Below are 26,914 nucleotides of genomic sequence, written 5' to 3' on the forward strand. Positions count from 1 at the left end.
ATGAGAGACGCCTTTTCCACCGCCCTGAAACTTCTGCTGGTCATACTTCTTCTGGCCGTGGGGATAGCCGTGCTGGACCTGCGCGTCATCCAGCCGCTGCGCACGCCGCCCTGCAATCCGGAATTGCTGGAGGAAGGGCACGTCTGCCTTTCCCAGCTGCTGAAGGACTGGCCGGGAAAAATCGTCTGGATAGACGCCAGAAAGCAGGACGACTTCGAACGCCACACCATTACACAGGCCCCCGTTTATCCCGTGCGCCCTGCGGACGACAATTACCAGGAACTGCTTGCCAATGCCATGGAAGCTCTGATGACGGCGGAGGACAAGGGATACTGCATCGTCATTTTCTGCAGCAGGGACTGCAATTCCAGCACAGCCGTAGCTAACGAACTTAAAAAGCCGGAATACGGCATCCGGGCGCCCGTCTTCATTCTGGAAGGCGGCTGGGACGAACTGCGCAAAGAACCTTCACTTGTACAATAACCATGCTTGATACAGCAACCATCCGCGCCCAGTTTCCGATTCTGGAAACCCAGGTGCACGGCAAACCGCTTATTTACCTGGATAACGCGGCCACCACTCAAAAGCCGCTGGTCGTCCTGGACGCCTCCCGACGCTATTATGAAACGCAGAACGCCAACGTCCACCGCGGCTCCCATTACCTGAGCCAGCTGGCCACGGAAGCGCACGAACAGGCGCGGGAAACAGCCGCCGGATTCATCAACGCTCCGGAAACGGCGGAACTCCTGTTCACCTCCGGCTGTACCATGGGCATCAACCTGGCGGCGGACACAATTGCCAAATCCGGGATGGTCAAACCCGGGGATGAAGTCATCCTGTCCGCGGCCGAACACCATTCCAACATCGTCCCGTGGCAGATGCTCTGCGAACGCACGGGCGCGGTCCTCCGCGTCATACCCCTGATGCCGGACCAGATGCTGGACATGGAGGCCTATCAGCGGCTGCTTTCCTCCCGGACCCGCATCGTGGCCATCGGGCATGTCTCCAACACGCTCGGAACGGTCAATCCCATTCGGGAAATCACCGCCCTAGCCAAACAAAACAGGCCGGACACTATCGTTCTAGTAGACGGTGCGCAGGCCGTCTCCCACATGAAAGTCGACGTTCAGGAACTTGGCTGCGATTTTTACGCCTTTTCCGGCCACAAGCTGTACGCTCCCACCGGAATCGGCGCCCTGTGGGGAAAGAGGGAACTTCTGGAGCAGCTCCCGCCGTGGATGGGCGGCGGCGAAATGATCAAGGAAGTCACCTTTGAAAAAACCGTTTACAACGATATCCCCTTCAAATATGAGGCAGGCACCCCCAACATTGAAGGAGCCGTCGCCATGGCCGCCGCCATGGACTACGTATCCGGGCTGGGGTTGCACAACATCGCCGCTCATGAACAAAAGCTCACGGACATGGCCGTGGAGGGACTGAAGGCCATGCCGCAGCTGACCGTGCTGGCCCCGGATGTGCCGCACAACGCCGTCGTTTCCGTACTGGCGGAGGGCATCCACCACTACGATCTGGGAACCCTTCTGGACCAGATGGGAATAGCCGTGCGCACCGGGCACCACTGCTGCCAGCCTCTCATGTGCTCATTGGGAACCACGGGAACCACCCGCGCCTCATTCGCCCTGTACAACACGGAAGAGGAAGTGAAAACCTTCCTCCAATCCATGAACAGGGCGCTGGAAATGCTTTCCTGATCCATTCCCACCCTCCGTCCATCCCTCCATGAATACGGCTTCTCTCGTCATTCTTCTCGGCCTCATGCTGGGACTCTCCGGCTGTTCCGTGCACAGTCAGCTGCAGAAGCCTCCCTACACCCATTATCAGGACGATGCGCTGGCTATCCAGGAAGCCCGCGAGGCATGGCTCGTTCTTTCATCCCCAAGACGCAGCCATGAATGGCCGGAAGCCAGAAAAAAATACAACGCCTGCATCCGGAAACTCGCCTCCCACCTCAAGCAGGCCAGCCGCAACGGCGGCATGGACGAAGCCACCCGCCAAAGCCTCCCCTTTGTCATTGAAAAATCTCCCTATGCCAGGGACAGCAATCCCTGGCATTACGAAGCCATCTTCATGTCCGACGAAGTGGACCCCACCTACCGCCTGCGGGAAACCGTCACCGTGGAGGGAATGGGCATCCCCCTGGCGGGACTGGCTCCGGAAGGGGCCTCCCGCCCCCACGCGAACATGCTCCGGGACAACGGCAACGTGCATACCCTGACGGCCATCCTGGACTTTGACCGCATGGTGGACGGAAAACCCACTCTCCGCACCCTGCCTCGCTTGATGAACGAGCACATCCTCATCGGCCGCCACAAGGTGCGCCAGCCTCTGGCTGCCAACTTTTCCGTCCCGATCGCCCTTTTCTGGAAGCTCTCCGACGCAGACGGCACGGAACTGCTGGGCGCCTTCCGGCCCAAAAAGGCCATCAGCACCATGGGACTTTATTTCTCCGAACCCTACGATCCGAAGAAAATTCCCGTCCTCTTCACCCACGGTCTGATGTCCGGCCCCGCTACCTTTGCCAATCTCACCAACCGCCTGCTGGTGGACCCCGTCATCCGGGAAAACTACCAGTTCTGGTTCTTCGGCTACCCTTCCGGCCTGGCCTGGACCATTCCGGCAGGCAGGCAGCGCGCCGCGCTGGCGGAACTCACTCAGGAATACAATTCCCTCGGCGCCTCCAGGGAAATGAACAACATCGTCATGGTGGGGCATTCCATGGGCGGCCTCATCACCCGCTTCAACACATCCACCAAGCCGTGGATCCTCATGAAAGGATTGTTTGAACTCCCTCCGGAAACCTTTGAAAGCATGACTGCGGACAACTGGAAGGAAGGGCTCACCCCGCTGAACTGCGACGACCATACGCTGGAACAGCTCCATAACAACTTCATTTTCACCCCGGCCAAAGGAGTCACGCGCATCGTGTACATGGCCACTCCCCACCGCGGCTCCACCTTTGCGGACAACTGGATAGGCCGTCTGGGCCAGCGCCTGATCGACCTCCCCTCCGATGTGCTCGAGGAAGCCACCCGCATTGCAACCCTCAGCCGGGGCATGTTCCTGCTCAATCCTCTGCAACTGAAAGACGAACTCACCAGCATCCGCCAGCTTTCCCCGCACTCCTCGCTGGTCAAATATATGTCCGAGCTACGCTGCGATCCGTCCATTCCGGTCCATTCCATTATCGGGGACAGAGGAAAAAACAACACTCCCTACTCCTCGGACGGCATCGTGAAATACCGCTCCTCCCATTTGGACTGGAGCGTCAGCGAAAAAATCGTCCCATCCGGACACAGCGTCCAGGACGATCCCGCCGCGGCAGTGGAATTGCGCAGAATCCTCCGGGAACACCTCGTCAACGTAAAGGGCAAAAAAGTGCTGGAAGAAACGGAAGCAAACGCCGCCGTGCCCGTCTGGCAGACCAACCCCGCCCCTCCTATTATCCTGAAAAGACCGTAACGGGCATAAATGCCTGCTTATGGAGTTGCCTCCACGGGTGATTTTAAGCTAGAATATTCGCCAATACAATTCCCCTCTTCCATGCCTTCCGACGACTTCCTTTCCCTGGACCAGATTTCCAATCTCTTTCCCCAGTTGGAAAACATCCAGCTTATTGGAACAAAAGGCCCGCAGCAAATTTTTTCTGCTACGCTCAAGTCCAACTTCGCCCCCGTTATCCTGAGGCTGGTTCCTACGGAAGAAGCGGACGTCTTCGGCTGGACGCCCGAGTTCGTTATCCGTTCCCGCGCCATTGTGGAGCAATCCCACCAGGGCCTTCTCCGCGTTTATGAAGTAGGACAGGCCGGGTCCTTCACCTTCATCATCTCCGCCCATTCCCCCTATCCGCGCCTGGCGGACATAGAAAAAATTCCGCAAATCAAGCCGCAGACGGCACTCATGATTATCCGCAACCTGGCGGAGGGCCTGCTGACCCTGCACCGGAAAGGGATCTTTCATGGAGGCATCACGCCCAAACAGATCACCGTGCGCCCCGACGGCGGAGATGCGCTGCTGCTGCCCATCAATATTTATCCTGCCCAGCCTCCCGTGGACATGGGGGACTTCGCCTCCCCGGAATGGGTCACGGGAGCGGAACCCGCATTCACTCCGGGCATGGATATCTACGCCCTGGGGCTGACGCTTTACCTCCTGTTGACCCGCACTACTCCCCTAGAGGCACAGTTTGCCATGCCTTCCTCCCTGATTCGGTGCAGTGATGAAGTGGACGCCGTAGTCTCGCGCGCCATCAATCCATCTCCCCGGGAACGTTACCGGGACATGGGGGAATTCATCACAGACCTGGACAAAGCCATCGCCCGCCCTGCCGGGGGTATCTCCGCAGCGCCGGCAAAGTCGGCCGTCCAGCCCGCAATAGCCCTGAATGGATCGGGGAAGGGGCAGTCAAATGTTTATTATTATCTTATTCCGGCCCTGATCGTGGGCATCGTGCTGACGTATACCTGCATCCTGTACAAGAAGGATGTGGCGAAAATACGCAGCGATTACAACGAACAGGTGCAAAAGGCAAACGAGGCGAAAGCCGATGTCGTGCGGAAAGCCAACAAGGCGGCCAAGGAAGCGCGCCACCATGCGCCCGCAGTCCCTGCCATTCCCGCCCCGGCAGCCTCCGTTCCGCAACCTCCAGTCCCGGCGCCCCAGCCGGCTGCCCCTGAAAAATCAGCTTCCCACGTCCCCGCCGAACCCGGTGAAATCAACTGGAGCGTGCAGCCCGGCGTGAAAGTCCGCCAAAGTTCCACCCGCAACATGCTGGCGGCCTACGGACCCGAAAAAGCCGTGGACGGAAATACCAGTTCCGGGCTTTCCGACGTTTCCATCAGCGCCACCGGCGTCGTGGAAGGAAAGAGCGCCTGGTTCGGCATCGACTTCGGAGCGGAAACCAACCGTCCCGTGGAAAAAATCGTCATTTATACGCCCGCCAACCTGACCCTGCTGGGAACCATGGAGGAATTCAAGGTGATGCTGTACGACAACGAAAAAAATGTACTCGCGGAAAAAACCTTCACCACCACTCCTTCGGAAAAATCCACCAACATCAGCACCTGGAAGCTGGACTCTCCGGTCAAGGCGCGCGCGTTGCGCATCGAATCTACCAACCCCGCCCGGCCACTGGCCCTGACGGAAGTAGAAGTGTTCGGACCGGAAGAAAAAGCTGAACCGGCACCCGCCCCAGCCCCGGAAGAAATGGAGTAACCCCATGAATTCATCCCCTCCCGGACCTCATCCTCTTCTTTTCCGGGCGGGAAGATGGCTGCCTTTCCTGCTGGGAACGCTTTCCCTGTTCCTGATTGCCGGGACGTGTTTCATCATCTTCGTCCAGCGTCCCTGGATTCAGGAAGCCGTCCGGAAAATGATCGGGCAAATGGCTTCCGAACTCGCGACGCTCCATACAATTCCCTCCGGCATGGAGATCACCTATCCAGGTTCGGAAATCGGGTTGGTCATGTTCCCGCTTTCCATAGCCTGTTTCGCCTGCTGGCTCCTGCTCATCTACCGCCTGGCATGGGATGCCCGGCGCATTGGAGGAAAACTCATGCAGCCCAGCCCTGCAAAATGCGTTCTTTCCTTCATCCTTCCCGTCGGCAACCTGTGGATGCCCGTGAAAGCCCTGCTAAACATCAACAGCATTCTGTCCCCGACAAGCCAAACTTCCGGAAAAGTGCTCATCTGGACAGCCTGGGCCCTCAGCGTACCCGTCACGCTCCTGACACTCCTTTATACCTTGATCCACCCATTCATCACGTTCATGGAGACATTCGGAGGGTGGCAGGAAGAGGCGGATTCCTTCCCCATGGAACCGGTCGTTCAAGACATACAGTCCCTCTTCAGCGCCATGCTGGGGCCTGTTCTGTTTTATAACGGCATCGTATTCATGCTAAGCCTGCTGGCTTCCAACCTGATGATCTATTATCTGGACGCCCGCAGCCGCCGGATGCAGCCGTCCTGCAACTGAATAAATCATCCATAGCCTGTTCCGGGTACAGAAAGGAAAGAACGCCTCTCTTCCCAACCTCCCCCTATTCCCCCTAGGAACCACAACGAAGCAAACGACAAAAACGCAAAAAGCCCGGTCCATCTCACGACGAACCGGGCCAGCAAAATATAACAGCCTTTCCAATTACCGGGTGGCAGACTTGACGATCATGGCGTCCTTGCCGATGCGGCCGCGCAGATAGTGAAGCTTGGCACGGCGAACCTTGCCGCGGTTCACCACTTCAATCTTGGCGATGCGGGGGGTGTGCAGGGGGAACACGCGTTCCACGCCTTCGCCATAGGAAATTTTACGGACGGTAAACGCCTCATTGATGCCGGAACCGCGCTTCGCGATCACGATGCCCTGGAAAATCTGGATACGTTCCTTGCCGCCTTCAATAACACGAGTGTGAACCTTGATGGTATCACCTACGTTAAATGGGGTCACATCCGCCTTGAGTTGCTCTTGCTCGATTTTGTTGATAATGTTCATCTTGTGTTATCTGTTGCTGGTGAATATCAGTAAAAGGAAAACTTACGGGACGCAGAATATGGTCCATAATCCCCTAAAAGGCAATCCAAATTTGACATGCGGGCGCAATTTTATTTTTTAACGGGGGCGGGCGGCGGGGGAGTCACCCTCCTGCGCCATTCCTCAAGCGCAGGCAGAAAGTCCGCGGAGGGCATCCGGGCCTGGACGCTGTCCATCTGGAGCAGGCACGCCTTGTTCCCTCCCCGGGCACGGTCCACCAGCAGGGACTCCAGCAGAAGGCGGGAATGGTCCCGGGCATCGGGTGCGGAACTTAGCGCGGTGGAAACCATGTTCCCGGCCTGAACATATTCCTTCCTGTACAGGTATTCCAAGGCCAGCGCTTCATAAAGAAAGGAGGACGGGGCCTTCCGCGCGGATTCCAGCAGGCGTTCCGCCCGCTCCCGCCAGCGGTCCCCGAACTGGAGCCGGGAAGCCCACCATCCCTGGAAATAGCGGTCCTCTTCCGAAGGCTGCACATCCATGCTTTTCATGCGGGCGTACGGACGGTACAGGGGATCCCCGAATACCACACCCTGCCAGGAAACCACGGACATGCTCATCCAGGAGGCCTCCGCCACGGTATAGCCGTCCAGCAGGCGGTCCACGAACACGTCAAAGCGGTGGCTCGCACCCAGGAAAGGCTCATACACATTCCCCACCGTCACGTCGGCCCCTTTCTCCAGCAGGGCGGCGCTCCAACCCCTGCCCGGCGTCCTGAACTCGGACGCGCTGAACGAATGAAGATGCATGGCCACTGCTCCGGGCCGGAAGCGGAAGGAAGGATCGGCAAACGGACCGTTCGCATCCGGCGCATACCATCCGCAATACAGGGCCACGTCCCGACTCAGCGGAAATTTGGAGGGCAGCGTCTGGGGCCAATCGTCCAGATACACGGGAATCCCGGCCTCCCGGACGCGCCTGAACACGGCGTCCATCCATTTGTCCCCCTCCGCATGGGGACCGCCCCGGTCCACCACGGCCCACCCCCACAGCCCCTTCTTTTCCACGGCCGCAGGTTCCGTCACCAGACGCATGCAGGTGGCAGCCGTCAGACCGTCCATGCGGCACACCAGGAACGTAGGCAGCCCGGAGCCCACAAAATCCTCCCTTTTATTGAAATAGGGATTTGCCAGCCAGGATTGCCTTTCATAGCCGTCAAACGCCAGCAGGGCCAATTCGGAATCCACGGAGGCCCGGTCCGTCTTCATCTGGTTGATATCCTTTCCCGGCGGCGGGACAGGCTGCTCGTGCCGTATCTTCATCGGCAGGTCGGACATCAGGAGAAGCACGAAAATCTTCCGATCCATCATGGGGGAAGAGGAAATTCCGGAAGAAACCCACCACTTCTGCTCCCGCGCGGACTTCAGCAGCGGGAGCCGGATCAGGTCGTCAAACTCCTTTCTGGATATCTCGTTCACCTGGGGGCAATCCAGGGCAATGAGGTTCCGTTCCGGCACGCCGCGCACCCGTGCATACTCCACGGCCATGCGGCGGCTCAGAATTGATTTCCCGTTGTAAACCACAGCCACGTGAGACGGCTGGAGTTCATAGGCGGCTACGGCGGAAAACCAAGCCGCCAGGAACAGCAATATGGCTAATCCCCTCTTGAACATGCCCCTATCCTACCTGATCGGCGCAAGCAATCAAGCAGGCGAAACGGCCCGGATGCGATTTCGCCATTTTTCCGCTTTTCGCTTCACTTCTAAAAAAAATCCGCTTTAATGATTCGTGATGCATTGCAGGCTGATGCCTGCATTCATAACCACCATACGCATATGATTCAGCAAATTGACCATATCGGCATTGCCGTCAAGAGTCTTGACGCTACCGTTCCCTATTATCGTGACGCACTTGGCCTCGGAGAACCCCACATCGAGGAAGTTCCCACACAAAAGGTGCGCGTCGCCATGTTCGACGTTGCCGGAGTCCACATTGAACTGCTTGAACCCACCTCTCCGGAAAGCGCCATTGCCAAGGCCATTGAGAAAAAGGGCGAAGGCATCCACCACATCGCTTTCAAGACCAACGACATCTCCGGGAACATCTCCCAGGCCAAGGATGCCGGCCTGATCGTGCTGAATGATCCGCCCGTGCCCGGCGCCCACAATACCCAGGTCACTTTCCTGCATCCCAAGTGCACCTTCGGCGTGCTCACTGAATTCTGCCAGCATCCCGGCGGCTGCGGATGCGAACACTAAACATATTTCCTGAATATACTACATCACTATACAAATGGCTATTGATCCCAAATTGATTGACGATCTGAACAGCCGCCGCAAGAAGGTAATCCTCAGCGGCGGCCAGGAAAAGATCGACAAGAGGCACGAAAAGGGCGAAATGACCGCCCGCGACCGCATGGGGTACCTTTTTGAAGAAGGCACCTTCTCTGAAATAGGCATGCACGTGCGCCACAACTGCCACAACTTCGGCATGGAAAAGAAGGAAATCCCCGGCGACGGTGTCGTTTCCGGCTTCGGCCTGGTGAACGGGCGCCCCGTCGCCTGCGCCGCTTCCGACTTCCTTGCACAGGGCGGTTCCCTCGGTTACATGCACGCCATGAAAATCGCAGACGCGCAGAAATACTCCCTGAAAGCCGGCATCCCGATGGTGACGGTGAACGACTCCGGCGGCGCGCGCCTGCAGGAAGGCGTGGCGGCCCTGTCCGGCTACGCGCAGGTATTCTACAACAACGTGCTGGCCTCCGGCGTGGTTCCGCAGATATCCATGATCCTGGGACCCTGCGCGGGCGGCGCGGCCTACTCCCCGGCCCTGACGGACTTCATTATCATGCGCAACTCCGGCAACGCCGGCATGTACATCACCGGACCCAAGGTAATCGAACAGGTGACGTATGAAAAGTGCACGATGGACGACATCGGTTCCGCGGCCATCCACGCTTCCGTTTCCGGGAACGTCCACTTCGTCGCGGACAGCGACGCCCACGCGCTGGACATCCTGAAGCGCCTCCTGTCCTTCCTGCCCGCCAACAACACGGAAGAACCTCCCCACAAGCTGGACACCCCGCTGGACCTGAGCATGGACGGCGGCATGAACGACCTGATCCCCAGCGACAACCGCACGCCCCTGGACGTGCAGCCCATCATCAGCCGCCTGGTGGACAACGGAGACTTCCTGGAAGTGCAGAAGGACTTCGCCAAAAACATCGTCGTCGGCTTCGGCCGCATCTGCGGCGTGGTGGTAGGCATCATCGCCAACCAGCCCAACGTGAAAGCCGGGTGCCTGGACATCGACTCCTCCGACAAGGCCGCCCGCTTCATCCGTTTCTGCAACGCGTTCAACACCCCCCTGGTCAACCTGGTGGACGTGCCCGGCTTCCTGCCCGGCAAAAACCAGGAACGCGGCGGCATCATCCGCCACGGTGCCAAGCTTATCTTCGCCTATTCCCAGTCCACGGTGCCCAAGGTCACCCTGATCATGCGCAAGGCCTACGGCGGCGCGTACATCGCCATGTGCTGCAAGGACCTCGGCGCTGACGCCGTCTTCGCTTGGCCCGGCGCGGAAATCGCCGTGATGGGTGCGGAAGGCGCCGTTCCGGTGCTTTACGGCCGCGAGCTCAAGGCCGTGGAAGACCCTGCGGAAAAGGCCAAGCGCCAGGGAGAGCTTCTGGAAGAATACCGCGAAGCCTTCTACAATCCCTACGTAGCCGCCGGCATGGGCCAGATCACGGAAGTCATCAATCCGGAAGAAACCCGCGCCAAGATCGCCTTCGCCCTGCGCACCCTGCTGAACAAGAAGGAAGTGCGCCCTGCCAAGAAGCACGGCAACATGCCGCTTTAACATCCATCTTCACGGATTCATATGCTACTTACAACACTCGCCTTCGCACAGGGCATGGCCAACGTCATGAACAATCTGAACTACCAGATTGTAGGCATCATGGTAGTCATGCTGTGCCTGGGTGGCCTGGCCGTCATCCTGACTGTCAGCGGTTCCATAGCCGCCGCCATTCAGAACAGGGCTAAAGCCAAGGCCGCTATCCCCGCCGCCGTGCCTGCCGCCGCTACCGCGGCCGCAGGCAAGCAGGGCATGACTCCGGAAATGCTCGCCCTCCTCTCCGCAGCCGTGGACTCCGCCATGACGGAGCTCACGCCGGAAATGGTGGCCGTCATCTCCGCAGCCGTGGATGCGGGCCTGGACGGCATGAGCCACCGCATCGTGGAAATCAAGCAATCCCCGGGTTCCGGCTATGCGGCCGCGGGCAGGGCGGAAATCTTCGCCTCCCACCGCATCCGGCCCTCCCGGTGATCAATCCATTATTCACCTTATACTACAGTCCCGCCTGCAGGCGGGCAGCATCTAACTTAACATTCCATACCAATACATTATTATGAAGAAACTCCGCATCACCGTTGACGGCAAGGTATTTGACGTATCCGTAGAACTCCTGGACCAGGTCTCCTCCACGACGGCGGCTCCCGTTCCCGCAGCAGCTCCCGCCCCGGTCCCCGCAGCTTCCGCTCCCGTTGCGGCCCCTGCTCCGGCCCCCGCACCCGCTCCTGCCGCCGCCGGCGCCGGAGACATTCCCAGCCCGCTTGCCGGCAAGGTCGTCTCCCTGGATGTAGCCCCCGGTACCGCCGTCAAGGCCGGCGACCAGATCATGACTCTGGAAGCCATGAAGATGAACACCATCATCTACGCTCCCTCCGCCGGCACGATTACCGCCTTCTGCGTAAGCGCAGGCGACACGGTGCAGGAAGGGCAGCCCCTGGCCAAAATCGGTTAAATCCGGCCGCAATCGTCCGGAACCACCAGTGGTTCTGGAACCTGATTCAGACTACAACCCGTTATAACGAATATTCCATATGGGTCTTTTAGATTCATTAATCACCTTTTTACAGGGGATGGGCATCTTCTCCCTATCATGGCAAATGGTAGGGATGTGGGGGATCGCCATTCTGCTCCTGTATCTGGGTGTGGCCAAGCAATACGAACCGCTCCTGATGGTTCCGATTGCCTTCGGCGCCCTCATCGCCAACATTCCGGACAACGGAATGCTCATCTCCCAGATGAACCAGCAGGTCATCTCCTCCAATGAAAAGGGACAGGTTACGGCTACATCCCTGAACAACGTGGGGTATCTGCGCGTTCATGTAGCTCCGCTCCAGGAGGCGCCCATCAAGGTGCCGGACAACCTCACCACGCCTGAAGCTCGCGCCCAATATCTGGAACGTATGCACCAGCCCATGCAGGTTTATCCTGGCAAGCAGCTGACCGTCTCCCAGATCAAATCCGTGCGCGAATCCCAGGAAAGGGCCAAGGCGGATGCTGCGGCGCTGGGTGACGACAGCCTGGTGGTTGATCCCAACCTGAAGGAATTCTCCAATGTCAGCGATGACAACGTCAATAATCCCGTTTTCCTGCTCACGCGGGAAGCCGGCACCATTGTCGTCCGCCAGCAGGGAACGGACTACTTTGACACCAGCGGCAACCGGATTCCGGTGGACCTGAAAACCGACAGGCTGGAACCCCTGGTGGTCTCCGCCGCGGGCAAATACGTGGCCGTAGGCCAGCAAACCCGGGAATTCATGATCACCTCCATCCACGGCGGCCTGTATGACTGGATCGGCCTGGGCATCAAGGCGGAAATCTTCCCGCCCATCATATTCCTGGGTGTGGGCGCCCTGACGGACTTCGGCCCGCTGCTTGCCGCTCCGCGCACCCTTCTTCTGGGTGCCGCGGCCCAGGTCGGCGTGGCGGCCACCTTCTTCATGGCCCTGTTCATGCGCTTCACTCCGGAAGAAGCCGCTTCCATCGGCATCATCGGCGGTGCGGACGGCCCCACCTCCATCTTCCTGACCATGAAGCTGGCCCCGCACCTCCTCGGCGCCGTAGCCGTGGCCGCGTACACGTACATGGCCCTGGTCCCGCTGATACAGCCGCCCATCATGGCGCTGCTGACCACCAAGAAGGAACGCGTCATCCGCATGAAATCGTTGCGCCAGGTCAGTAAGGGAGAAAAACTCTTCTTCGCCGTGCTGGTTACCATCGTCACCATTCTGCTGATTCCGGACGCCGCTCCGCTCATCGGCATGCTGATGCTGGGCAACTTCATGCGCGAATGCAAGGTTACGGAACGCCTGGTGCAGGCCTCCCAGAATGAAATCATCAACATCGTCACCATCTTCCTGGGCACCTCCGTGGGCCTGACGATGCAGGGAGACCGCTTCCTGCAGCCGGAAACGCTGCTGATCATTCTTCTGGGCATCGTAGCCTTCGGCGTAGCGACTGCCGGCGGCGTCATTGCCGCCAAGCTGATGAACCTCATCTGGCGCAAGAACCCGGTCAATCCCCTGATCGGTTCCGCGGGCGTCTCCGCTGTTCCCATGGCGGCGCGCGTCTCCCACAACGTGGGCCAGAAATACGATCCCTCCAACTACCTTCTCATGCACGCCATGGGACCGAACGTTGCGGGCGTCATCGGCACCGCCGTCATCGCGGGCTACTACATCGCCACACTGGCGAGATAACCTGAATAAACATCATCCCAGGCCTCGGCCCATCCCATGAACTCCACACCCCCATGCCCCACTCCTGCAGAGGAGGAAGGACCATGCGGCGACTGGACCTATCATGAATGGGCCGAGGCTTTTTCCACCAACGACCTGGCCCGCACGCTCCCCCCGCGGCATATCGCCGTCTGCCGGGTGCAGACCGGAGGCCGGGGCAGATTCAACCGCCAATGGATAGGGGAGAAAGGCGGCCTGTGGGCCTCCTTCACCGTTCCCCTGGACACGCCGCATGAAGCTTCCTCGGAAATCTGCTGGGGGCATCTGCCCCTCGTCGCAGGGGTTGCGCTGCTGGACATGCTGCGGGACATGGGCATACGGAACGCCCGCCTGCGCTGGCCGAACGATTTGCTGGTGGGCCGCTCCAAGCTGGCGGGCATCCTGGTGGAACGTCCCTCGGACCATATGGCGGTCATCGGCATCGGCGTCAACGTCTTCAATGACGTGACCGGAATTGCCGGCATGGTGCAGGACCCGCCCGCCCGTCTCTCAGACCTGCTGCCGGACTGCCCGTCTGTACACGATGTCATGGCCGCTCTGGCCTCCCATCTGGACCGGGTTTTCACCGCATTTTCACGCGGAGGCATCTCCGCCCTGCGGGATTCTCTGGCCTTAGCTTGGGCGGAACCCCGGCCCGTGACCGTCTTCACGGATGACGAAACCGTCCAGGGAATATTTACAGGGATTGACGATCAGGGCAATCCTGTGTTATCCCTTCCAGCCGGCCGCGCCAGAACCATTCCGGCACACCTGGTCAACAGGCTCAAGGAAGAATGAGCCTATCCCTCCCTTTTCCATAAATACGGAGGATTCTTTCATTTTCATTCAACAAAAATCAACTGACATGAGTTACAAGGAATTGACACCAGAAGAAGCAGCAGCTCTCATTGAACATGGTGAAAATATCGGCTTCAGCGGCTTCACCGCCGCCGGAGTACCCAAGGCGGTTCCCCGCGCCATCGCCGCCAGGGCAACCGCGGAACATGAAGCGGGCCGTCCATTCAAGGTAAACATCTTTACGGGAGCCTCCACCAGCGCCTCCGCGGACGGCGCCCTGGCGGAAGCGGACGCCGTGGACTGCCGCACGCCCTACCAGTCCTCCCCGGCCCTGCGCAAAAACATCAACAGCGGCCGCACCCGCTACAACGACATGCACCTGTCCCACACGGCCATGTACATGCGCTACGGCCATATCCCCGCCGTAAAAACCGCCATCATTGAAGTGGCGGACATCACTCCGGAAGGGGAAATCACGCTAACCACCGGCGCGGGCAACACCCCCACCTACTGCGAGCTCGCGGAACGCATCATCGTGGAGGTGAACGCCTACCATCCGAAGGAACTCAAGGGCATGCACGACCTGATGATGCCGCTGGATCCGCCCAACCGCCAGCCCATCCCCCTCACCAAACCTTCCGAACGCGTCGGTTCCCTGACCTGGAAAATCGACCCCTCCAAGGTCGTCGGCATCGTCCGCACCAATGAACCGGACGGCATCGGCGCCTTCAAGCCCGGAGACCCCATCACGGACAAAATCGGTGAAAACGTCGCCAAATTCCTGGAAGAAGAACTGGAAGCCGGGCGTATTCCCGCCTCCTTCCTGCCTATCCAGTCCGGCGTAGGCAACATTGCCAACGCCGTCCTGGGCGCCCTGGGCCGCAACAAGAAAATTCCGAACTTCCAGATGTACACGGAAGTAATTCAGGACTCCGTCATCACGCTGATGAAGGAAGGACGCTGCACCTTCGCTGGCGGCTGCTCCCTGACCGTCTCCGACGCCATGCTGGCGGAAATGTACAAGGATCTGGACTTCTACAAATCCAAGGTGATTCTGCGCCCGCAGGAAATCTCCAACAACGCTGAAATCGTGCGCCGCCTGGGCCTCATCTGCATCAACACGGCCATTGAAGTGGACCTCTTCGGCCAGGTGAACTCCACGCACTTCTTCGGCAAGCAGATGATGAACGGCATCGGCGGTTCCGGGGACTTTGCCCGCAACGGCTACCTCACCATCTTCACCTGCCCCTCCACGGCCAAGGGCGGAGCCATCTCCTCCATCGTGCCGATGGTTTCCCACCACGACCACACGGAACACGACGTGGACATCATCGTCACGGAATACGGTGTGGCCGACCTGCGCGGCAAATGCCCCCGCGACCGCGCGGAGGAAATCATCACCAAGTGCGTCCATCCGGACTATCAGGAAAAACTGCGCCAGTACATCGCGCTCACGCCCCAGGGCCATACGCCCCACTGCCTGGCCAAGGCCTTTGAAATGCACACCAAGTTCCAGGAAACCGGCGACATGAGAAACGCCGACTTTTCCGCCTGATCCGCATTGACCATTCGCGTCTCCGCGTTAAACTCGCAGGGCCGCTTCCTCACCGGAAGCGGCCCTTTTTCATGACTCCGCCGCTGCCATGCCGAACGACTCCCCTTCCCCCCGCCCCGAAGACTGGATGATTTATCCGGGCGTCAGGCAGGCCGTCCGCATCTGCGCGCTTGCGTTCTGCGCTGGAATCGTCCTGACCGTCCTGCACCATCTGCTGATGCCCGTACTCTTTCATCTCCCGGGCAGCGCGGCATGGAGCGTTCCCGCAGCGCTCCTGGTGGAAATTGCCACCATCATTTCCCTGTCCGTGCTTGTCGCGTGGGGCGCCCGCGCCCTGCTGGCATCGCGCGGCAACTATGTCACCCGCACACTGAGTTTCCTGATGGTTTTCCCCGCCCTGTATGCGGCCCTACTTCTTCTGTCCTCCAGTCCTGCCGTCGTCAGGCTTACGGCGGCAGACACGGTTCTGGAAACAACATTCCTGCTGGCTGCCGCCACCGCCTTTTTTTCCCTGCCGTACATAAAAGGCTATCCGGCCGCCTGGAGGAAGCGTTTCCTGGCCTGGGCCATTCTCGCGGCATGCTATGCCTTGCAAGGCGCCGTGATCGTTCTTCTCATGTCACTCTGGATGAACCAGGTGGCCAAGGCGCCGCAGTTCCTGCCAGGAATACTCATGGCGCTCTCCTGCGCACTGGAACTGGCCCTGTGCTTCTTCTCCGTCCTTCTGGCGTGGACATTATACCGCTGCGTTCCCCTGATCGTCTCCATGCCTGAAAAAAACGATCCCCGCTTTCCTGAAGAAAAAAAGTGAATCAGCCGGAACAGCCTTTAAAAGAGGCCGGGAAAAATGTTCCAGGCATGTACTTTCCACGCTGTCGCAGCCGCCGGCATCACGACATCCATTCCCATTCCGGATTCCTTTGACGGGTTGCGCACCCTCCACACTGGAACAGGCTGCCGCAGATACCAGGCAGGGTAAAAATGCTCCCTGGAATTCCGGGGGAAGCAACACAGACCGGGCCGCCATAAGACTATCCACTTTCCCTAACGGCGGGAATCTCCAAAGGAGGTAGCATCCCTCCCCCGGCCTCTCTCTGGCCGGAGCATGGAATTCGCGGAAGAAGGAAGGAAATCCCCTTCTTCTCTCAAGGAAGCAAATCCAGCAGATACTGGCCGTAGCTGTTGTTGCGCATGGCTTCCGCCTGCTTCTGCAGAATTTCTGAGGAAATCCATCCGTTGTTAAAGGCGATTTCTTCCAGGCACGCCACCTTGAACCCTTGGTGGTGCTCCAGCGTACGGACGAACATGGACGCCTCCAGCAGCGTATCGTGCGTCCCGGTATCCAGCCAGGTATAGCCGCGGGCCAGTTTTTCCACGCGCAGCAGCCCCTGCTTCAGGTATTCCTGGTTCACGGATGTAATTTCCAGTTCCCCGCGGGCGGATTTGGGAATCTGCCCGGCGATGTCCACCACCTGGTTGTCGTAAAAATATAGCCCCGTCACGGCCATGTCAGACTTGGGATTAGCGGGCTTTTCCTCAATGGAGACCGCCTTTCCCTCCTCGTCAAACTCCACCACGCCGAAACGCTGCGGATCATGCACCTGGTAGCCGAAAACGGTCGCCCCGTTTTCCAGGGCGGCGGCCCTTCTCAACTTCTCCGTCAGGCCGCGGCCGTAAAAAATATTGTCCCCCAGCACCAAGGCCACCGTATCTTCCCCGATAAACTCCTTCCCAATGATAAATGCCTGGGCCAGCCCTTCCGGTTTGGGCTGGACCTTGAAATCGAAAGTCACGCCGAACCTGCTTCCGTCACCCAGCAGCTCGCGGTACAGCGGCAGGGCCTCCGGAGAGGAAATGAGGAGAATCTCCCGTATTCCGGCCAGCATCAGCACGGAAATGGGATAATACACCATCGGCTTATCGTAAATGGGCAGCAGCTGCTTGCTGACGGAAAGCGTCACGGGATGCAGGCGGGTACCGCTTCCTCCAGCCAGAACAATACCTTTCATATCAATCTCCTATCCATTAATTCCCAAACGTTCCAAACGGTAGTCCCCGGAAAGGATGCGCCGCCACCACTCTTCATGGGTCAAATACCATTCGATGGTCTTCCTGAATCCGGAGGAATGGTCCTGCTTGGGCTCCCAGCCCAGCTCCCGGCGTATCTTGGAAGCGTCGATCGCGTAGCGCAGGTCATGCCCCGGCCTGTCCCGGACAAAAGTAATCTGGTCCCGGTAGCTTCCGCCGTCCGCGCGCGGCCGCAGTTCATCCAGATGGGAGCACAGCAGCTCCACCAGTTCCAGATTCGTTTTTTCGTTATTGCCGCCTATATTGTACGTTTCCCCGGGTTTCCCGGAAGAAACGACGGTGAACAGCGCTTCACAATGGTCCAGCACATACAGCCAGTCCCGCACGTTCTCCCCCTTGCCGTACACGGGGATGGGCTCCCCGGCCAGGGCCTTCAGGATCACCACGGGAATCAGCTTCTCGGGAAACTGGTAGGGGCCGTAATTATTGGAGCAATTCGTGACCAGTACGGGCAGGCCGTACGTATCGTGCCAGGCACGCACCAGATGGTCGCTGGCCGCCTTGCTGGCGGAATACGGGGAATGGGGGCTGTACGGCGTGGCTTCCGTAAACAGGCCGTCCCGGCCCAAAGTACCGTACACTTCGTCGGTGGAAATGTAATGGAAACGGAAACGCTGCTTCCTTTCCCCCTCCAGAGAGCGGTAGCAATCCAGGGCGGACTGAAGCATGGAAAAAGTCCCCATCACGTTCGTGGTAATGAAATCGCCCGGATCGTCAATGGAGCGGTCCACATGGGATTCCGCCGCCAGGTGCATCACCCAGTCCGGGGAATACTCCTTCATGGTGCGCCGCATCAGCTCGGCATCCCGCACGTCCGCATGCAGAAAACGGTACGCGGGCAGGTCCGCCACGTCATCCAGGGAATGAATGTTGCCCGCATAAGTCAGGGCGTCAATGTTCAGGACTTCACAGCCGCGCTCCAGCAGCAGCCTGACCAGATTGGAGCCGATGAATCCGGCTCCGCCCGTAACGATAACTCTCATCATACTGTTTTCAGGAAAATTTCCGCTTTTATGATACTAGGACGGATGCGGCTTTTCAAAACAAATCCGCCCATGCTTCCAGAAAGAAGCGCATGGGCGGAAAAAAGATGCGTCCGGCCGCGGAACGAATCAGCAGCTCAATTCGCGGCAAAGGTTGATGATGTCCGGATTGACGGAATACTGCTGGCCGGCCACGGCGTCCAGGGAGGCATAGCCGTACTGTCCGTCGTGGTACACCATGATCTGGTTGATGTCCCCCTTGTGCAGGGCTTCCACGGCGCGCGTGGCAAAGCGGGTGCCCATCAGGCGGTCGCGGGCGGAGGGAGAGCCGCCGCGCTGTACATGGCCCAGAACGGTCAGGCGGGTATCCATGCCGGCGCGTTCCGTCAACCAGCGGGTGAGGTACTGGGCCACGCGGGTGCCTTCCGCCACCACGGCGATGATGCAGCTTCCTTCCTCGTTGATGGCGGGCTGGAGGCGCTTGTAAATGGACTCCAGATCGTAGGGAATTTCGGGAACGATGCAAATATCCGCCGCACTGCACAGGGCGGTGGTCATCGCCAGGTAGCCGCAGTCGCGGCCCATGGTCTCAATCACGAACGCACGGTGATGGGAGCGGGCGGTATCGCGCACGGAATCGATGCAGTCCAGAATGACGTTCTGGGCCGTATCCACACCCAGGCAGTAGTCCGTACCGGCAATGTCATTGTCGATCGTGGCCGGAATGCCGGCGAAGGGCACTTCAAAATCGTTGAAAAAGTCATTCAGGGCGCGGAAGGAGCCGTCGCCGCCCATAATGATCAGCTTGTTGATGTTGCGTTCCTTCAGATGTTCGTAGGCCTGCTTGCGGAATTCGTAGTCGAAAAAGCGCTTGGAGCGGGAGGAGCGGAGGAGAGTTCCGCCCCGGTAAATCATGTCGCTGGTCAGTTCCCGGGTAGCCTCTTTGATTTTTCCATCGATCAGCCCTTCCAGACCGTCATAGACAACGAAGGGATTCATTCCAAGCTGGCGGGCATGATCCACGGCAGACTTGATCGCCGGATTCATACCGGCGGCGTCACCGCCCGATGTCATAATGGCTATTCCACTCATAAGTAATAAGGTTAACTTGTCCGGGGGGAAATCTTACCGTGCCGGACAAATAATGCAAGCGCGGAGTTTTTGCTGGCGCAATAAACGAAAAGGCTCCATGATAAGAAGGCATGAACGCCACCGCATCCGCCATTCTGAACGCCACGGCCGACCTCCGGGACGGAACAGCCCGGCTCCGGTTCGGAGATCCCGTACACTTCACCTACAACCCGCTTTCCTACGCATGGGTACCGCACGAACAATACGTGCTGAAATACGGAAACGGTGAAAAAAGGCACCTTTTCCTGGGCATGAATCCCGGCCCCTTCGGCATGACCCAGACGGGCGTACCCTTCGGAGAAGTGGACGCCGTCGTCAACTGGATGCACATCCGCGAAGAAGTGGGCAGGCCGGAACACACCCACCCCAAACGCCCCGTGGAGGGGTTTGACTGCCCGCGTTCGGAAGTGAGCGGCCGCCGCTTGTGGGGGCTGTTTGCGGAAACCTTCGGCACGGCGGAAAACTTCTTCCGCCACAACTACGTGGCCAACTACTGCCCCCTGGTCTGGATGAGCGCCACAGGCGCCAACATCACTCCGGACAAGCTGCCCGCGGAACAACGCGCCGCCGTGGACGCCGTGTGCATGCGGCATCTGGTAGCCCTCATCACCATCCTGAATCCGCATACCCTCGTGGGCGTGGGGGCGTACGCCACGCAAAAACTCCGGGCTGCCGCCGCGCTCCTGCCGGACAAGTCGTTCACCATCGGCACCCTGCTCCATCCGAGCCCCGCCAGCCCCATCGCCAACAAGCTATGGCCGGAACGCCCCATCCAGCAGCTCAAAGAACTGGGCATTTTGTGAAGAGTGGGGAGGTGAGTGACACGGAAGGAATCGCCAGAATAAAAAGCCGGAAATTTGCGGGGTGCATTGTCTCTCTGTAGCAGTTTTTGTGCAATGATAGGAAGGAATTCGTACTTTCCAAACAACTGTTGAAGAACGGCACCGGCATTGGGCCAATCTGATGGAAGCTGAATGCGCCATCAGCAATATGGATTTCATTTCCAAAATCCATATTGCTCTGAAGGAATGTTCAGAAACCCTTTACTGGCTGGACTCGCTCAAGGACACGTTCTTCGTAACGGAAGAAATGCACGCCGGTATCTACCGGGACGGAGAAGCACTCAAAAGCCTCTTCACGTCCAACAAAAAATCGCCCCAAATCAAGAAGAACTCTCCACCCTGCCGCCGCAGGCCTTTTTACTGGACAGGGGAAAGAGGCTCCCGTACAGTTTCCGCGGTATTCAAGCGTTCCGAATTTTATGGCAATTTCAGATTACATCGTGACCATTGGCCTGGAAGTCCACTGCCAGATCAAGACAAAGAGCAAAATGTTCTGCTCCTGCGAGACCGGCTTTGGCTTTGAACCCAATACGCGCGTCTGCCCCACCTGCCTGGGATTGCCCGGCGCCCTGCCCGTCCTGAACGAATTCGCAATTGAACGCACCCTGCTGACCGGGCTGATGCTGGGCTGCTCCAGCCCGGAAATATCCCAGTGGGACCGCAAAAACTATTTCTACCCGGACATGGCGAAGAACTACCAGACCTCCCAGCTTGACCTGCCCCTGTGCCTGGGCGGCGAAGTGCCTCTGTACCCGTGGTCCTACCCCAACGACGTGATCAAGGCCGGAGTGCCCCCGTTCCGTACGGTCAAGCTCACACGCATCCATCTGGAGGAAGATGCCGCCAAAATCACCCACCACGCCACCTATTCCCTGATCGACTACAACCGCGCCGGATCCGCGCTGATGGAAATCGTCTCCGACCCGGACATCGACACTCCGGAAGAAGCCTACGCCTACCTCAAATCCCTTCAGCAAATCCTGAACTACGGCGACATTTCCGACGCCGACATGGAAAAGGGCCAGATGCGTTGCGACGTGAACATCTCCCTGCGGCCAAAAGGCCAGAAAGAGCTGGGCGCCAAGGTGGAAATGAAAAACCTCAACTCCATGTCCGCGGTGCGCCGCGCCCTGCATTACGAAATCCGGCGCCAGGCGGAAGAACTGGACATGGGCATTCCCCAGGTGCAGTCCACGCGCCGCTGGGACGACGAACGGGGGGAAAGCTCCGTGATGCGCACGAAGGAAGACGCGCACGACTACCGCTACTTCCCCTGCCCTGACCTGGTGCCCGTGCGCACGGCCCCGCTTCTGGACAAGGTGCGCGGCATGATTCCGGAACTCCCGCAGGAGCGGCAGAAACGCTTCATGGAAGAATACGGCCTGAGCGAATACGACGCCAACGTGCTGGTAGGAGACCTGGAGCTGGCCCGCTTCTTTGAAGAAGCCGCACAGGGAGCCGCCAGCGGCAAGAAAGTGGCCAACTGGGTAATCAACAACATTTCCTCCGTCCTGAACGAAAAAGGCATGCGCCCGTCCGAATGTCCGGTAAAGCCGGAAGCCATCCGCGGGCTGATCGCCATCATTGACGACGGCACGGTCTCCAACAACCAGGCCCGGGAAGTCTTCAACAAAATGTGGGAGGTGCCGGACCTCTCCGCGGCGGAAGCCGCCAAACTGCTCGGCTTTGAAAAGGCGGACTCCTCCTTCCTGGACGGCATCGTGGCGGAAGTCATCGCCGCCAACCCGGACAAGGTTCAGGAAATCCTGGGCGGCAACGACAAGCTCCTCAACTGGCTCACCGGCCAGGTCATGAAAGCCGCCAGAGGCAAGGCCAACCCGAAAATGGTGACGGAAGCGCTGAAAAAAGCCCTTTCAATGGAGTGATCCAAGACAAAGGATTAAAGACAGAAAAGACAACTTCATCTTTAATCTCCGGCATCTGCCCATTGTCCGCAGCACATCACGGCTTGAACAGCTTCCTGTTGCCCGCCAGCGTATTCCAGACCTGCTTGATCTCTCCGGTGAAGGTCTGCTTCATCATGGAAAGAGAGAAATCCGCGGCCTGTCCCACGCTGATATAGGGCGGCAGGGCCAGGGCATCCCGGTCCACATGGGCGTCCAGCAGGGCCGGTCCCGGATAATTCAGGAACGTCTGCACCATCTGGTCCACCTGGCTGGACTTGTCCAACAGGAACCCCTTGATGCCCACGGCGTCCGCCACGGCGGAAAAAGACGGGTTGTCCAGGTCGATCTGCCACGGAATCAGGCCCGCGGCCTGCATTTCCAGCTGGATGAAATCCAGGCAGCCATTGTTATACACCACGATTTTGACCGGCAGCTTGTACTGTGCGATCGTGATGAGATCCCCCAGCAGCATGGACAGGCCGCCGTCCCCGCAGAGGGCAATCACCTGGCGGTCCGGATATTCCTTCTGCGCGCCCATGGCCATCGGCATGGCGTTGGCCATGGAACCGTGGTTGAAGGAGGCAATCATGCTCCGGCCCATCGTCGCGCAAAGGAAGCGGGCGCTCCAGATGCACGGGGTGCCCGTATCCACCGTAAACACGGCGTCGGAAGCGGCATACTTGTTCAGGGCGGTGGTGAGCTGCTCCGGACGGATGGGAGACTCCTTGTCGTTGCCTTCCATGTACGCGTTCATGTCCTTTACGTCCTTGGCGTGGCGCTTCAGGGAGGCCTCCAGATGCTCGGAATCCGTTTTCTCCTGAACCATGTTCAGCAACGCTTCCGCCGTAACGGATACGTCCCCGCAAATGCCCAGGTCCAGGCGGGAGCGGCGTCCCAGCACTTCCCCGCGCCTGTCGATCTGCACGATCTTCGGCTTGGTGGGAATAAAATTGAAATAGGGAAAATCCGTCCCCCACAGCACGATCATGTCGCTTTCGTGCATGGCCTTGTAGGCGTCTCCCCAGCCGAGGAGCCCCGTCATCCCGATGCCCAGGGGATTGTCATGCTCAAAATAATCCTTCCCGCGCCACGTATAGGCGATCGGGGCCTTCAAGCGGTGGGCGAGCCGGACAACCTTGTCCTGCGCCCCGGCGCATCCGGCGCCGCAGAAAAAGGTGATGCGGTGGTGCTCGTCAAACATCCGCGCCAGAAGGGAAAGAGACTCGTGTTCCGGAACGACGTGCTCACGGGTATAAGAGGGGAGATGCACCAGGTCCTCCATTTCCGCAGGGGCGTCCGCGATGTCTCCGGGCAGGACGACAACGCCCACGTCGCGCCTGGCCCACGCATGCTGGATGGCGGACATCAGGATGCGGGGAGCCTGGGACCCTTCGGAAATCAGTTCCGCATAAGAACTGCATTCCCTGAAAAGCTGTTCCGGATGCGTGGCCTGGAAATATTCCAGGCCTATCTGGCTCTGCGGAATGTCGGAGGCGATGGCCAGCACGGGAGCGTGGCTCCTGTGGGCGTCAAACAGGCCATTGATCAAATGGAGGTTGCCGGGGCCGCTGCTGCCGCAGCAGACGGCCAGGTTCCCGCTCAACTGGGCTTCCGCGCTCGCGGCAAAGGCGGCGGCCTCTTCATGCCGCACATGGATCCATTCAATGGTCTTTTTCTTCCGCAGCGCATCCGTGATAGGGTTCAGGCTGTCCCCTACAATGCCGTAAATCCGCTTGACGCCTGCCCTTTCCAAAATTTCAACGATCTGATCAGCTACCCTGTACATGCAGATTAGACCCAGGGCGCAGGACAAAAAATCAATGCTTTCGTGTCATGCCACGGCAAAAAGGCCCGTTTTTCCCGTATCCGGAAAGCATTGAAAAACGCTCCGGAAGCCGGCCAGCTATCCGGAGCGTTTTTCCTTGAAGAAACAGCGTCAAACTTTATGATTTTCTGCAATTCTATTCATTCTGCTCCATGAAATTCCTCAACAGAATTCTTATACTGGCCGCCGTACCGGCCATGTTGTCCGCAGCCACGGCGGCTGTCGTCTTCCCGGGACCGCCTCCCGGAGCCGCCGGAGCAGTACAGTCCGGCTCCGCCTATACTCTTTCCAACAGCATCCTGACAGCCAAATTCCTGGATAAAAACGGCAGCATTTCCTTTGGCGGTCTCACGTCCAAACTGGGCCCCGTCGCCAAGGCGGGAGGAGAACTGTTCATCGTCAACCTGGCAGACGGACGGAGCATCAAATCTTCCGAATTGAAGGCGGCCAACGTCAAAATCGCCAACCTGCCGGCCGATCCCAAGGCGTTCAGACTCGCGGAACGCTACCCGGGCAAAGCCCTGACGGCCACCTTTCAGGCGCTGAACGGCACGCTGCGCATTTCCTGGCGCGCCGTACTGCGGGACAATTCCCACTACCTGCGCCAGGAACTGCGGCTGGTGAGCACCCAGCCCGTTCAGATGAAAAACATCGTGGCCATGCAGTATGACCTCATCGGCGGGAAGGCCGGGGAACCACGCATTTCCGGCAATGCCAGGGGAGCGCTCGTCGTCAATGACCTAGCATTCGCCGCGCTGGAAACACCCATGGGCATCAATACTGCCGGAAACGCGGGAAATGCCGGGGACGGCGGCACGGACTGGAAAGCGGACAAATGGGTGAAAAACTCCTGGACGGGCAATTTCAACATCCCCCGGGAACTAAAAAAACAGTACGGGGACAATCTTGCCTCTGCGGAAGGCCCCGTCTCCATCGACGACAAGGGCAATCTCACGATTACGTTCCGGTACACAGGGGGCGACGGGGGAAACAACAAGCTGAACCTCGCCGGGGTGCAGCTCCTGTCCGCGCAGGGAGCCGTCCTTGATTCCGATTTCCATCCCGGCGCTACGGGAGACTCCAGCACCAACAATACCTACAAGGTCAAGGTTCCCGCCAGGGGCGGCTACATGTTGCGCTACTGGGCGGAAACAAAGACGGAGCCGATCGCCAGCAAGGGGGAAATCACTTTCTCCCTGCCCGTAACCACCGCGGAGAAGGAAGACGCCCTGTCGGCGGACTCCCGAATGGCGCAGGGCGTCTGGAGCCGCAAGACAACCCTCCAGCCCAGGGAAACCTGGAACGTATCCTCCGTTATCGGCCTCTTCGCCCCCGGCCAGCAGCGCAGGTCCTTCCTCTCCTACATGGAACGGGAGCGCGCCATGCCTTACCGCCCCTTCATCCATTACAACTCCTGGTATGAACTGAACATCAACCGCAACAACGATTCCGACCCCGCCAGGCGCATGACGGAAGAGCAATGCCTGGCCGTGCTGAAAGACTGGCAGGAGCAGTTTTTCCAGAAACGCGGCACGTCCATTGACGCCTTCGTATGGGATGACGGGTGGGACGAATTCAACAGTCTGTGGGACTTCCACAAAATGTTCCCGCAGGGCTTCAAGCGCATTGATGCCGCCACCGCCAGGCAGAAGGCAGGCATCGGAGCATGGCTGGGTCCGGTGGGCGGCTATGGAACCTCCAAAGGCAAGCGCCTCGCCCACTGGAACGTCAAGCATCCGGACAACAAGATCGGCAACTTCCAGCTTTCCAACAAGGAATACTTCGATGCCTTCGTGGGCCGCTGCTCCCAGATGGTGAAGGACTACAACATGAAATACTTCAAATTCGACGGCATCAGCACCCATTTCCATGCCAAAGGCCCCGGAAGCGAGGAAGATGCGGAAGGTATCATCCACGTGGTGGAGGCGCTTCGCAAAAAGAAGGGCGACTTGTATATCAACTGCACCGTAGGCACCTGGGCCTCCCCCTTCTGGTTCCGTTATGCGGATTCCGTCTGGAGGCAGGAAAACGACTTCGGCACCATCGGCGTGGGCGACAACCGCGACAAGTGGATCACCTACCGCGACCGCCTGGTGCATGAAGTATTTGTCCAGGGTTCTCCCCTGATGCCCATCAACTCCATAATGACGCACGGCCTGATAGTCACCAGGCACGGTCCGCCCAACTGCATGCCGAAGGAACCGGAAAACGTAAAAAAGGAACTCCGTTGCGCCGTGGCCTGCGGGACCTCTCTTCAGGAACTTTATCTGGACCGCGACCTGATGAACGCCAATGACGGCGTGCTCTGGGACGAACTTGCCAAAGGCATCCAGTGGATACGCCGCAATGCGGACGTGCTGGACGACGTGCACTGGGTGGGCGGCAACCCATGGGACAAGGAAAGCAAGGAAGGCTCCGTCTACGGCTGGGCCGCCTGGAACAGGGACAAGGCTACGCTGGCCCTCCGCAATTCCTCTGACCGGGAAAAGAGCCTGACCGCCACCCTGCGCTGCATCCTGGACATTCCCGCAAACGTCAAGGGCGCGATCACCTTCAAGGACTCCTTTGACGATCAGCGCCCCCTAGACGGCTTCACCGGAAAAACCGTTGACATTGACAAGGAACTCACATTCACGCTGAAACCCTTCGAGGTACTCGTCTACGAAGGAGGAAAAGTCAAATAGCTTCCGGATTTCCGGAGCCGCGGAACAGCTTACGAACCGTTTCCATTCGCG

Annotated in this window: 23 protein-coding genes; 17 read left to right on the top strand and 6 right to left on the bottom strand. The window is 59.0% G+C overall.

Features of this window, described 5'->3' with window-relative positions; translation table 11 throughout:
- The 5 genes from V3C19_RS09065 (at position 1) to V3C19_RS09085 (ending at position 5,992) form a co-directional block, all read left to right on the top strand.
- On the top strand, positions 1-483 hold the full coding sequence (locus V3C19_RS09065) for a rhodanese-like domain-containing protein (RefSeq protein WP_130084707.1): 483 nt from the start codon (positions 1-3) through the stop codon (positions 481-483).
- Positions 484-485: 2 nt separating this feature from the next.
- On the top strand, positions 486-1,712 hold the full coding sequence (locus tag V3C19_RS09070) for a cysteine desulfurase (RefSeq protein WP_130084708.1): 1,227 nt from the start codon (positions 486-488) through the stop codon (positions 1,710-1,712).
- Between the two features lie 28 nt (positions 1,713-1,740).
- The gene (locus V3C19_RS09075) at positions 1,741-3,480 is read left to right on the top strand and encodes a hypothetical protein (protein WP_130084709.1); all 1,740 of its coding nucleotides are present in this window, start codon (positions 1,741-1,743) and stop codon (positions 3,478-3,480) included.
- An 81-nt stretch (positions 3,481-3,561) separates the two neighbouring features.
- The gene (locus V3C19_RS09080; RefSeq protein ID WP_295932932.1) at positions 3,562-5,232 is read left to right on the top strand and encodes a discoidin domain-containing protein; all 1,671 of its coding nucleotides are present in this window, start codon (positions 3,562-3,564) and stop codon (positions 5,230-5,232) included.
- Between the two features lie 4 nt (positions 5,233-5,236).
- Positions 5,237-5,992, top strand: a complete 756-nt coding sequence (locus tag V3C19_RS09085) for a DUF4328 domain-containing protein (protein WP_130084711.1) — start codon at positions 5,237-5,239, stop codon at positions 5,990-5,992.
- 165 nt (positions 5,993-6,157) lie between these two features.
- Here the strand turns inward: V3C19_RS09085 and rplS are convergent, their stop codons facing one another.
- Together rplS and V3C19_RS09095 are read right to left on the bottom strand one after the other, a co-directional pair.
- On the bottom strand, positions 6,158-6,505 hold the full coding sequence (rplS, locus tag V3C19_RS09090; protein WP_067568978.1) for a 50S ribosomal protein L19: 348 nt from the start codon (positions 6,503-6,505) through the stop codon (positions 6,158-6,160).
- A 110-nt stretch (positions 6,506-6,615) separates the two neighbouring features.
- Complete coding sequence (locus V3C19_RS09095) at positions 6,616-8,157, bottom strand: TIGR03790 family protein (protein WP_130084712.1); 1,542 nt, start codon at positions 8,155-8,157, stop codon at positions 6,616-6,618.
- A gap of 162 nt (positions 8,158-8,319) precedes the next feature.
- On the opposite strand from V3C19_RS09095, the gene mce reads away from it, so the two are divergent.
- From mce to V3C19_RS09135, 8 genes are all read left to right on the top strand, one after another.
- Positions 8,320-8,742: a methylmalonyl-CoA epimerase gene (mce, locus tag V3C19_RS09100; protein ID WP_295877436.1), complete on the top strand. Its 423-nt coding sequence runs from the start codon at positions 8,320-8,322 to the stop codon at positions 8,740-8,742.
- Between the two features lie 34 nt (positions 8,743-8,776).
- The gene (locus V3C19_RS09105) at positions 8,777-10,342 is read left to right on the top strand and encodes an acyl-CoA carboxylase subunit beta (RefSeq protein WP_130084714.1); all 1,566 of its coding nucleotides are present in this window, start codon (positions 8,777-8,779) and stop codon (positions 10,340-10,342) included.
- A gap of 21 nt (positions 10,343-10,363) precedes the next feature.
- Positions 10,364-10,810 carry an OadG family transporter subunit gene (locus tag V3C19_RS09110; RefSeq protein ID WP_130084715.1) on the top strand — a complete coding sequence of 149 codons (447 nt, stop codon included), beginning with the start codon at positions 10,364-10,366 and terminating at the stop codon, positions 10,808-10,810.
- 82 nt (positions 10,811-10,892) lie between these two features.
- Entirely contained in the window at positions 10,893-11,288 is a 396-nt protein-coding gene (locus V3C19_RS09115) for an acetyl-CoA carboxylase biotin carboxyl carrier protein subunit (protein WP_192907218.1), read from the top strand.
- Positions 11,289-11,442: 154 nt separating this feature from the next.
- Positions 11,443-13,032 carry a sodium ion-translocating decarboxylase subunit beta gene (locus tag V3C19_RS09120; RefSeq protein ID WP_343230661.1) on the top strand — a complete coding sequence of 530 codons (1,590 nt, stop codon included), beginning with the start codon at positions 11,443-11,445 and terminating at the stop codon, positions 13,030-13,032.
- A 36-nt stretch (positions 13,033-13,068) separates the two neighbouring features.
- Positions 13,069-13,848 carry a biotin--[acetyl-CoA-carboxylase] ligase gene (locus tag V3C19_RS09125; protein WP_295877191.1) on the top strand — a complete coding sequence of 260 codons (780 nt, stop codon included), beginning with the start codon at positions 13,069-13,071 and terminating at the stop codon, positions 13,846-13,848.
- Positions 13,849-13,915: 67 nt separating this feature from the next.
- A complete protein-coding gene (locus tag V3C19_RS09130) occupies positions 13,916-15,403 on the top strand; it encodes a succinate CoA transferase (protein WP_067568994.1) in 1,488 nt (495 codons plus the stop codon).
- Between the two features lie 88 nt (positions 15,404-15,491).
- A complete protein-coding gene (locus tag V3C19_RS09135) occupies positions 15,492-16,214 on the top strand; it encodes a hypothetical protein (RefSeq protein ID WP_295877188.1) in 723 nt (240 codons plus the stop codon).
- A gap of 334 nt (positions 16,215-16,548) precedes the next feature.
- Here the strand turns inward: V3C19_RS09135 and rfbA are convergent, their stop codons facing one another.
- The 3 genes from rfbA to V3C19_RS09150 all read right to left on the bottom strand — a co-directional run bounded on the left by rfbA (position 16,549) and on the right by V3C19_RS09150 (position 19,548).
- Entirely contained in the window at positions 16,549-17,412 is an 864-nt protein-coding gene (gene rfbA, locus V3C19_RS09140; RefSeq protein ID WP_295877185.1) for a glucose-1-phosphate thymidylyltransferase RfbA, read from the bottom strand.
- 9 nt (positions 17,413-17,421) lie between these two features.
- On the bottom strand, positions 17,422-18,474 hold the full coding sequence (gene rfbB / locus V3C19_RS09145) for a dTDP-glucose 4,6-dehydratase (protein ID WP_343203842.1): 1,053 nt from the start codon (positions 18,472-18,474) through the stop codon (positions 17,422-17,424).
- A gap of 129 nt (positions 18,475-18,603) precedes the next feature.
- On the bottom strand, positions 18,604-19,548 hold the full coding sequence (locus tag V3C19_RS09150) for a 6-phosphofructokinase (RefSeq protein WP_238623868.1): 945 nt from the start codon (positions 19,546-19,548) through the stop codon (positions 18,604-18,606).
- A 128-nt stretch (positions 19,549-19,676) separates the two neighbouring features.
- Between V3C19_RS09150 and V3C19_RS09155 the strand changes: the two genes are divergently transcribed.
- The 3 genes from V3C19_RS09155 to gatB all read left to right on the top strand — a co-directional run bounded on the left by V3C19_RS09155 (position 19,677) and on the right by gatB (position 22,333).
- Positions 19,677-20,408 (top strand): uracil-DNA glycosylase family protein, encoded by a 732-nt coding sequence (locus V3C19_RS09155; RefSeq protein WP_295877183.1) that lies wholly within the window; start codon positions 19,677-19,679, stop codon positions 20,406-20,408.
- 187 nt (positions 20,409-20,595) lie between these two features.
- Positions 20,596-20,970 carry a four helix bundle protein gene (locus tag V3C19_RS12860; RefSeq protein ID WP_343230662.1) on the top strand — a complete coding sequence of 125 codons (375 nt, stop codon included), beginning with the start codon at positions 20,596-20,598 and terminating at the stop codon, positions 20,968-20,970.
- Positions 20,867-22,333 (top strand): Asp-tRNA(Asn)/Glu-tRNA(Gln) amidotransferase subunit GatB, encoded by a 1,467-nt coding sequence (gatB, locus tag V3C19_RS09160; protein ID WP_130084723.1) that lies wholly within the window; start codon positions 20,867-20,869, stop codon positions 22,331-22,333. Before V3C19_RS12860 ends, gatB begins: the two co-directional genes overlap by 104 nt.
- A gap of 76 nt (positions 22,334-22,409) precedes the next feature.
- Here gatB and V3C19_RS09165 read toward each other — a convergent pair whose 3' ends face one another.
- Positions 22,410-24,140 carry a thiamine pyrophosphate-dependent enzyme gene (locus V3C19_RS09165; protein WP_295877180.1) on the bottom strand — a complete coding sequence of 577 codons (1,731 nt, stop codon included), beginning with the start codon at positions 24,138-24,140 and terminating at the stop codon, positions 22,410-22,412.
- 191 nt (positions 24,141-24,331) lie between these two features.
- Between V3C19_RS09165 and V3C19_RS09170 the strand changes: the two genes are divergently transcribed.
- Complete coding sequence (locus tag V3C19_RS09170; RefSeq protein WP_295932914.1) at positions 24,332-26,863, top strand: hypothetical protein; 2,532 nt, start codon at positions 24,332-24,334, stop codon at positions 26,861-26,863.
- The last annotated feature ends 51 nt before the right edge of the window (positions 26,864-26,914 follow it).

Source organism: Akkermansia sp. AE01SA01 (genome assembly GCF_036417395.1).
Taxonomy (GTDB): Bacteria; Verrucomicrobiota; Verrucomicrobiia; order Verrucomicrobiales; family Akkermansiaceae; genus Akkermansia.

Coding starts and splice junctions, on each gene's coding strand:
- rfbA (WP_295877185.1), bottom strand. CDS start 17,412: ATGAAAGGTATTGTTCTGGCTGGAGGAAGCGGTACCCGCCTGCATCCC.
- V3C19_RS09080 (WP_295932932.1), top strand. CDS start 3,562: ATGCCTTCCGACGACTTCCTTTCCCTGGACCAGATTTCCAATCTCTTT.
- gatB (WP_130084723.1), top strand. CDS start 20,867: ATGGCAATTTCAGATTACATCGTGACCATTGGCCTGGAAGTCCACTGC.
- V3C19_RS09130 (WP_067568994.1), top strand. CDS start 13,916: ATGAGTTACAAGGAATTGACACCAGAAGAAGCAGCAGCTCTCATTGAA.
- V3C19_RS09165 (WP_295877180.1), bottom strand. CDS start 24,140: ATGTACAGGGTAGCTGATCAGATCGTTGAAATTTTGGAAAGGGCAGGC.
- V3C19_RS09085 (WP_130084711.1), top strand. CDS start 5,237: ATGAATTCATCCCCTCCCGGACCTCATCCTCTTCTTTTCCGGGCGGGA.
- V3C19_RS09105 (WP_130084714.1), top strand. CDS start 8,777: ATGGCTATTGATCCCAAATTGATTGACGATCTGAACAGCCGCCGCAAG.
- rplS (WP_067568978.1), bottom strand. CDS start 6,505: ATGAACATTATCAACAAAATCGAGCAAGAGCAACTCAAGGCGGATGTG.
- V3C19_RS09120 (WP_343230661.1), top strand. CDS start 11,443: ATGTGGGGGATCGCCATTCTGCTCCTGTATCTGGGTGTGGCCAAGCAA.
- V3C19_RS09125 (WP_295877191.1), top strand. CDS start 13,069: ATGAACTCCACACCCCCATGCCCCACTCCTGCAGAGGAGGAAGGACCA.
- rfbB (WP_343203842.1), bottom strand. CDS start 18,474: ATGAGAGTTATCGTTACGGGCGGAGCCGGATTCATCGGCTCCAATCTG.
- V3C19_RS09070 (WP_130084708.1), top strand. CDS start 486: ATGCTTGATACAGCAACCATCCGCGCCCAGTTTCCGATTCTGGAAACC.
- V3C19_RS09115 (WP_192907218.1), top strand. CDS start 10,893: ATGAAGAAACTCCGCATCACCGTTGACGGCAAGGTATTTGACGTATCC.
- V3C19_RS09170 (WP_295932914.1), top strand. CDS start 24,332: ATGAAATTCCTCAACAGAATTCTTATACTGGCCGCCGTACCGGCCATG.
- V3C19_RS09135 (WP_295877188.1), top strand. CDS start 15,492: ATGCCGAACGACTCCCCTTCCCCCCGCCCCGAAGACTGGATGATTTAT.
- V3C19_RS09075 (WP_130084709.1), top strand. CDS start 1,741: ATGAATACGGCTTCTCTCGTCATTCTTCTCGGCCTCATGCTGGGACTC.
- V3C19_RS09095 (WP_130084712.1), bottom strand. CDS start 8,157: ATGTTCAAGAGGGGATTAGCCATATTGCTGTTCCTGGCGGCTTGGTTT.
- mce (WP_295877436.1), top strand. CDS start 8,320: ATGATTCAGCAAATTGACCATATCGGCATTGCCGTCAAGAGTCTTGAC.
- V3C19_RS09065 (WP_130084707.1), top strand. CDS start 1: ATGAGAGACGCCTTTTCCACCGCCCTGAAACTTCTGCTGGTCATACTT.
- V3C19_RS12860 (WP_343230662.1), top strand. CDS start 20,596: ATGGATTTCATTTCCAAAATCCATATTGCTCTGAAGGAATGTTCAGAA.
- V3C19_RS09110 (WP_130084715.1), top strand. CDS start 10,364: ATGCTACTTACAACACTCGCCTTCGCACAGGGCATGGCCAACGTCATG.
- V3C19_RS09155 (WP_295877183.1), top strand. CDS start 19,677: ATGAACGCCACCGCATCCGCCATTCTGAACGCCACGGCCGACCTCCGG.
- V3C19_RS09150 (WP_238623868.1), bottom strand. CDS start 19,548: ATGACATCGGGCGGTGACGCCGCCGGTATGAATCCGGCGATCAAGTCT.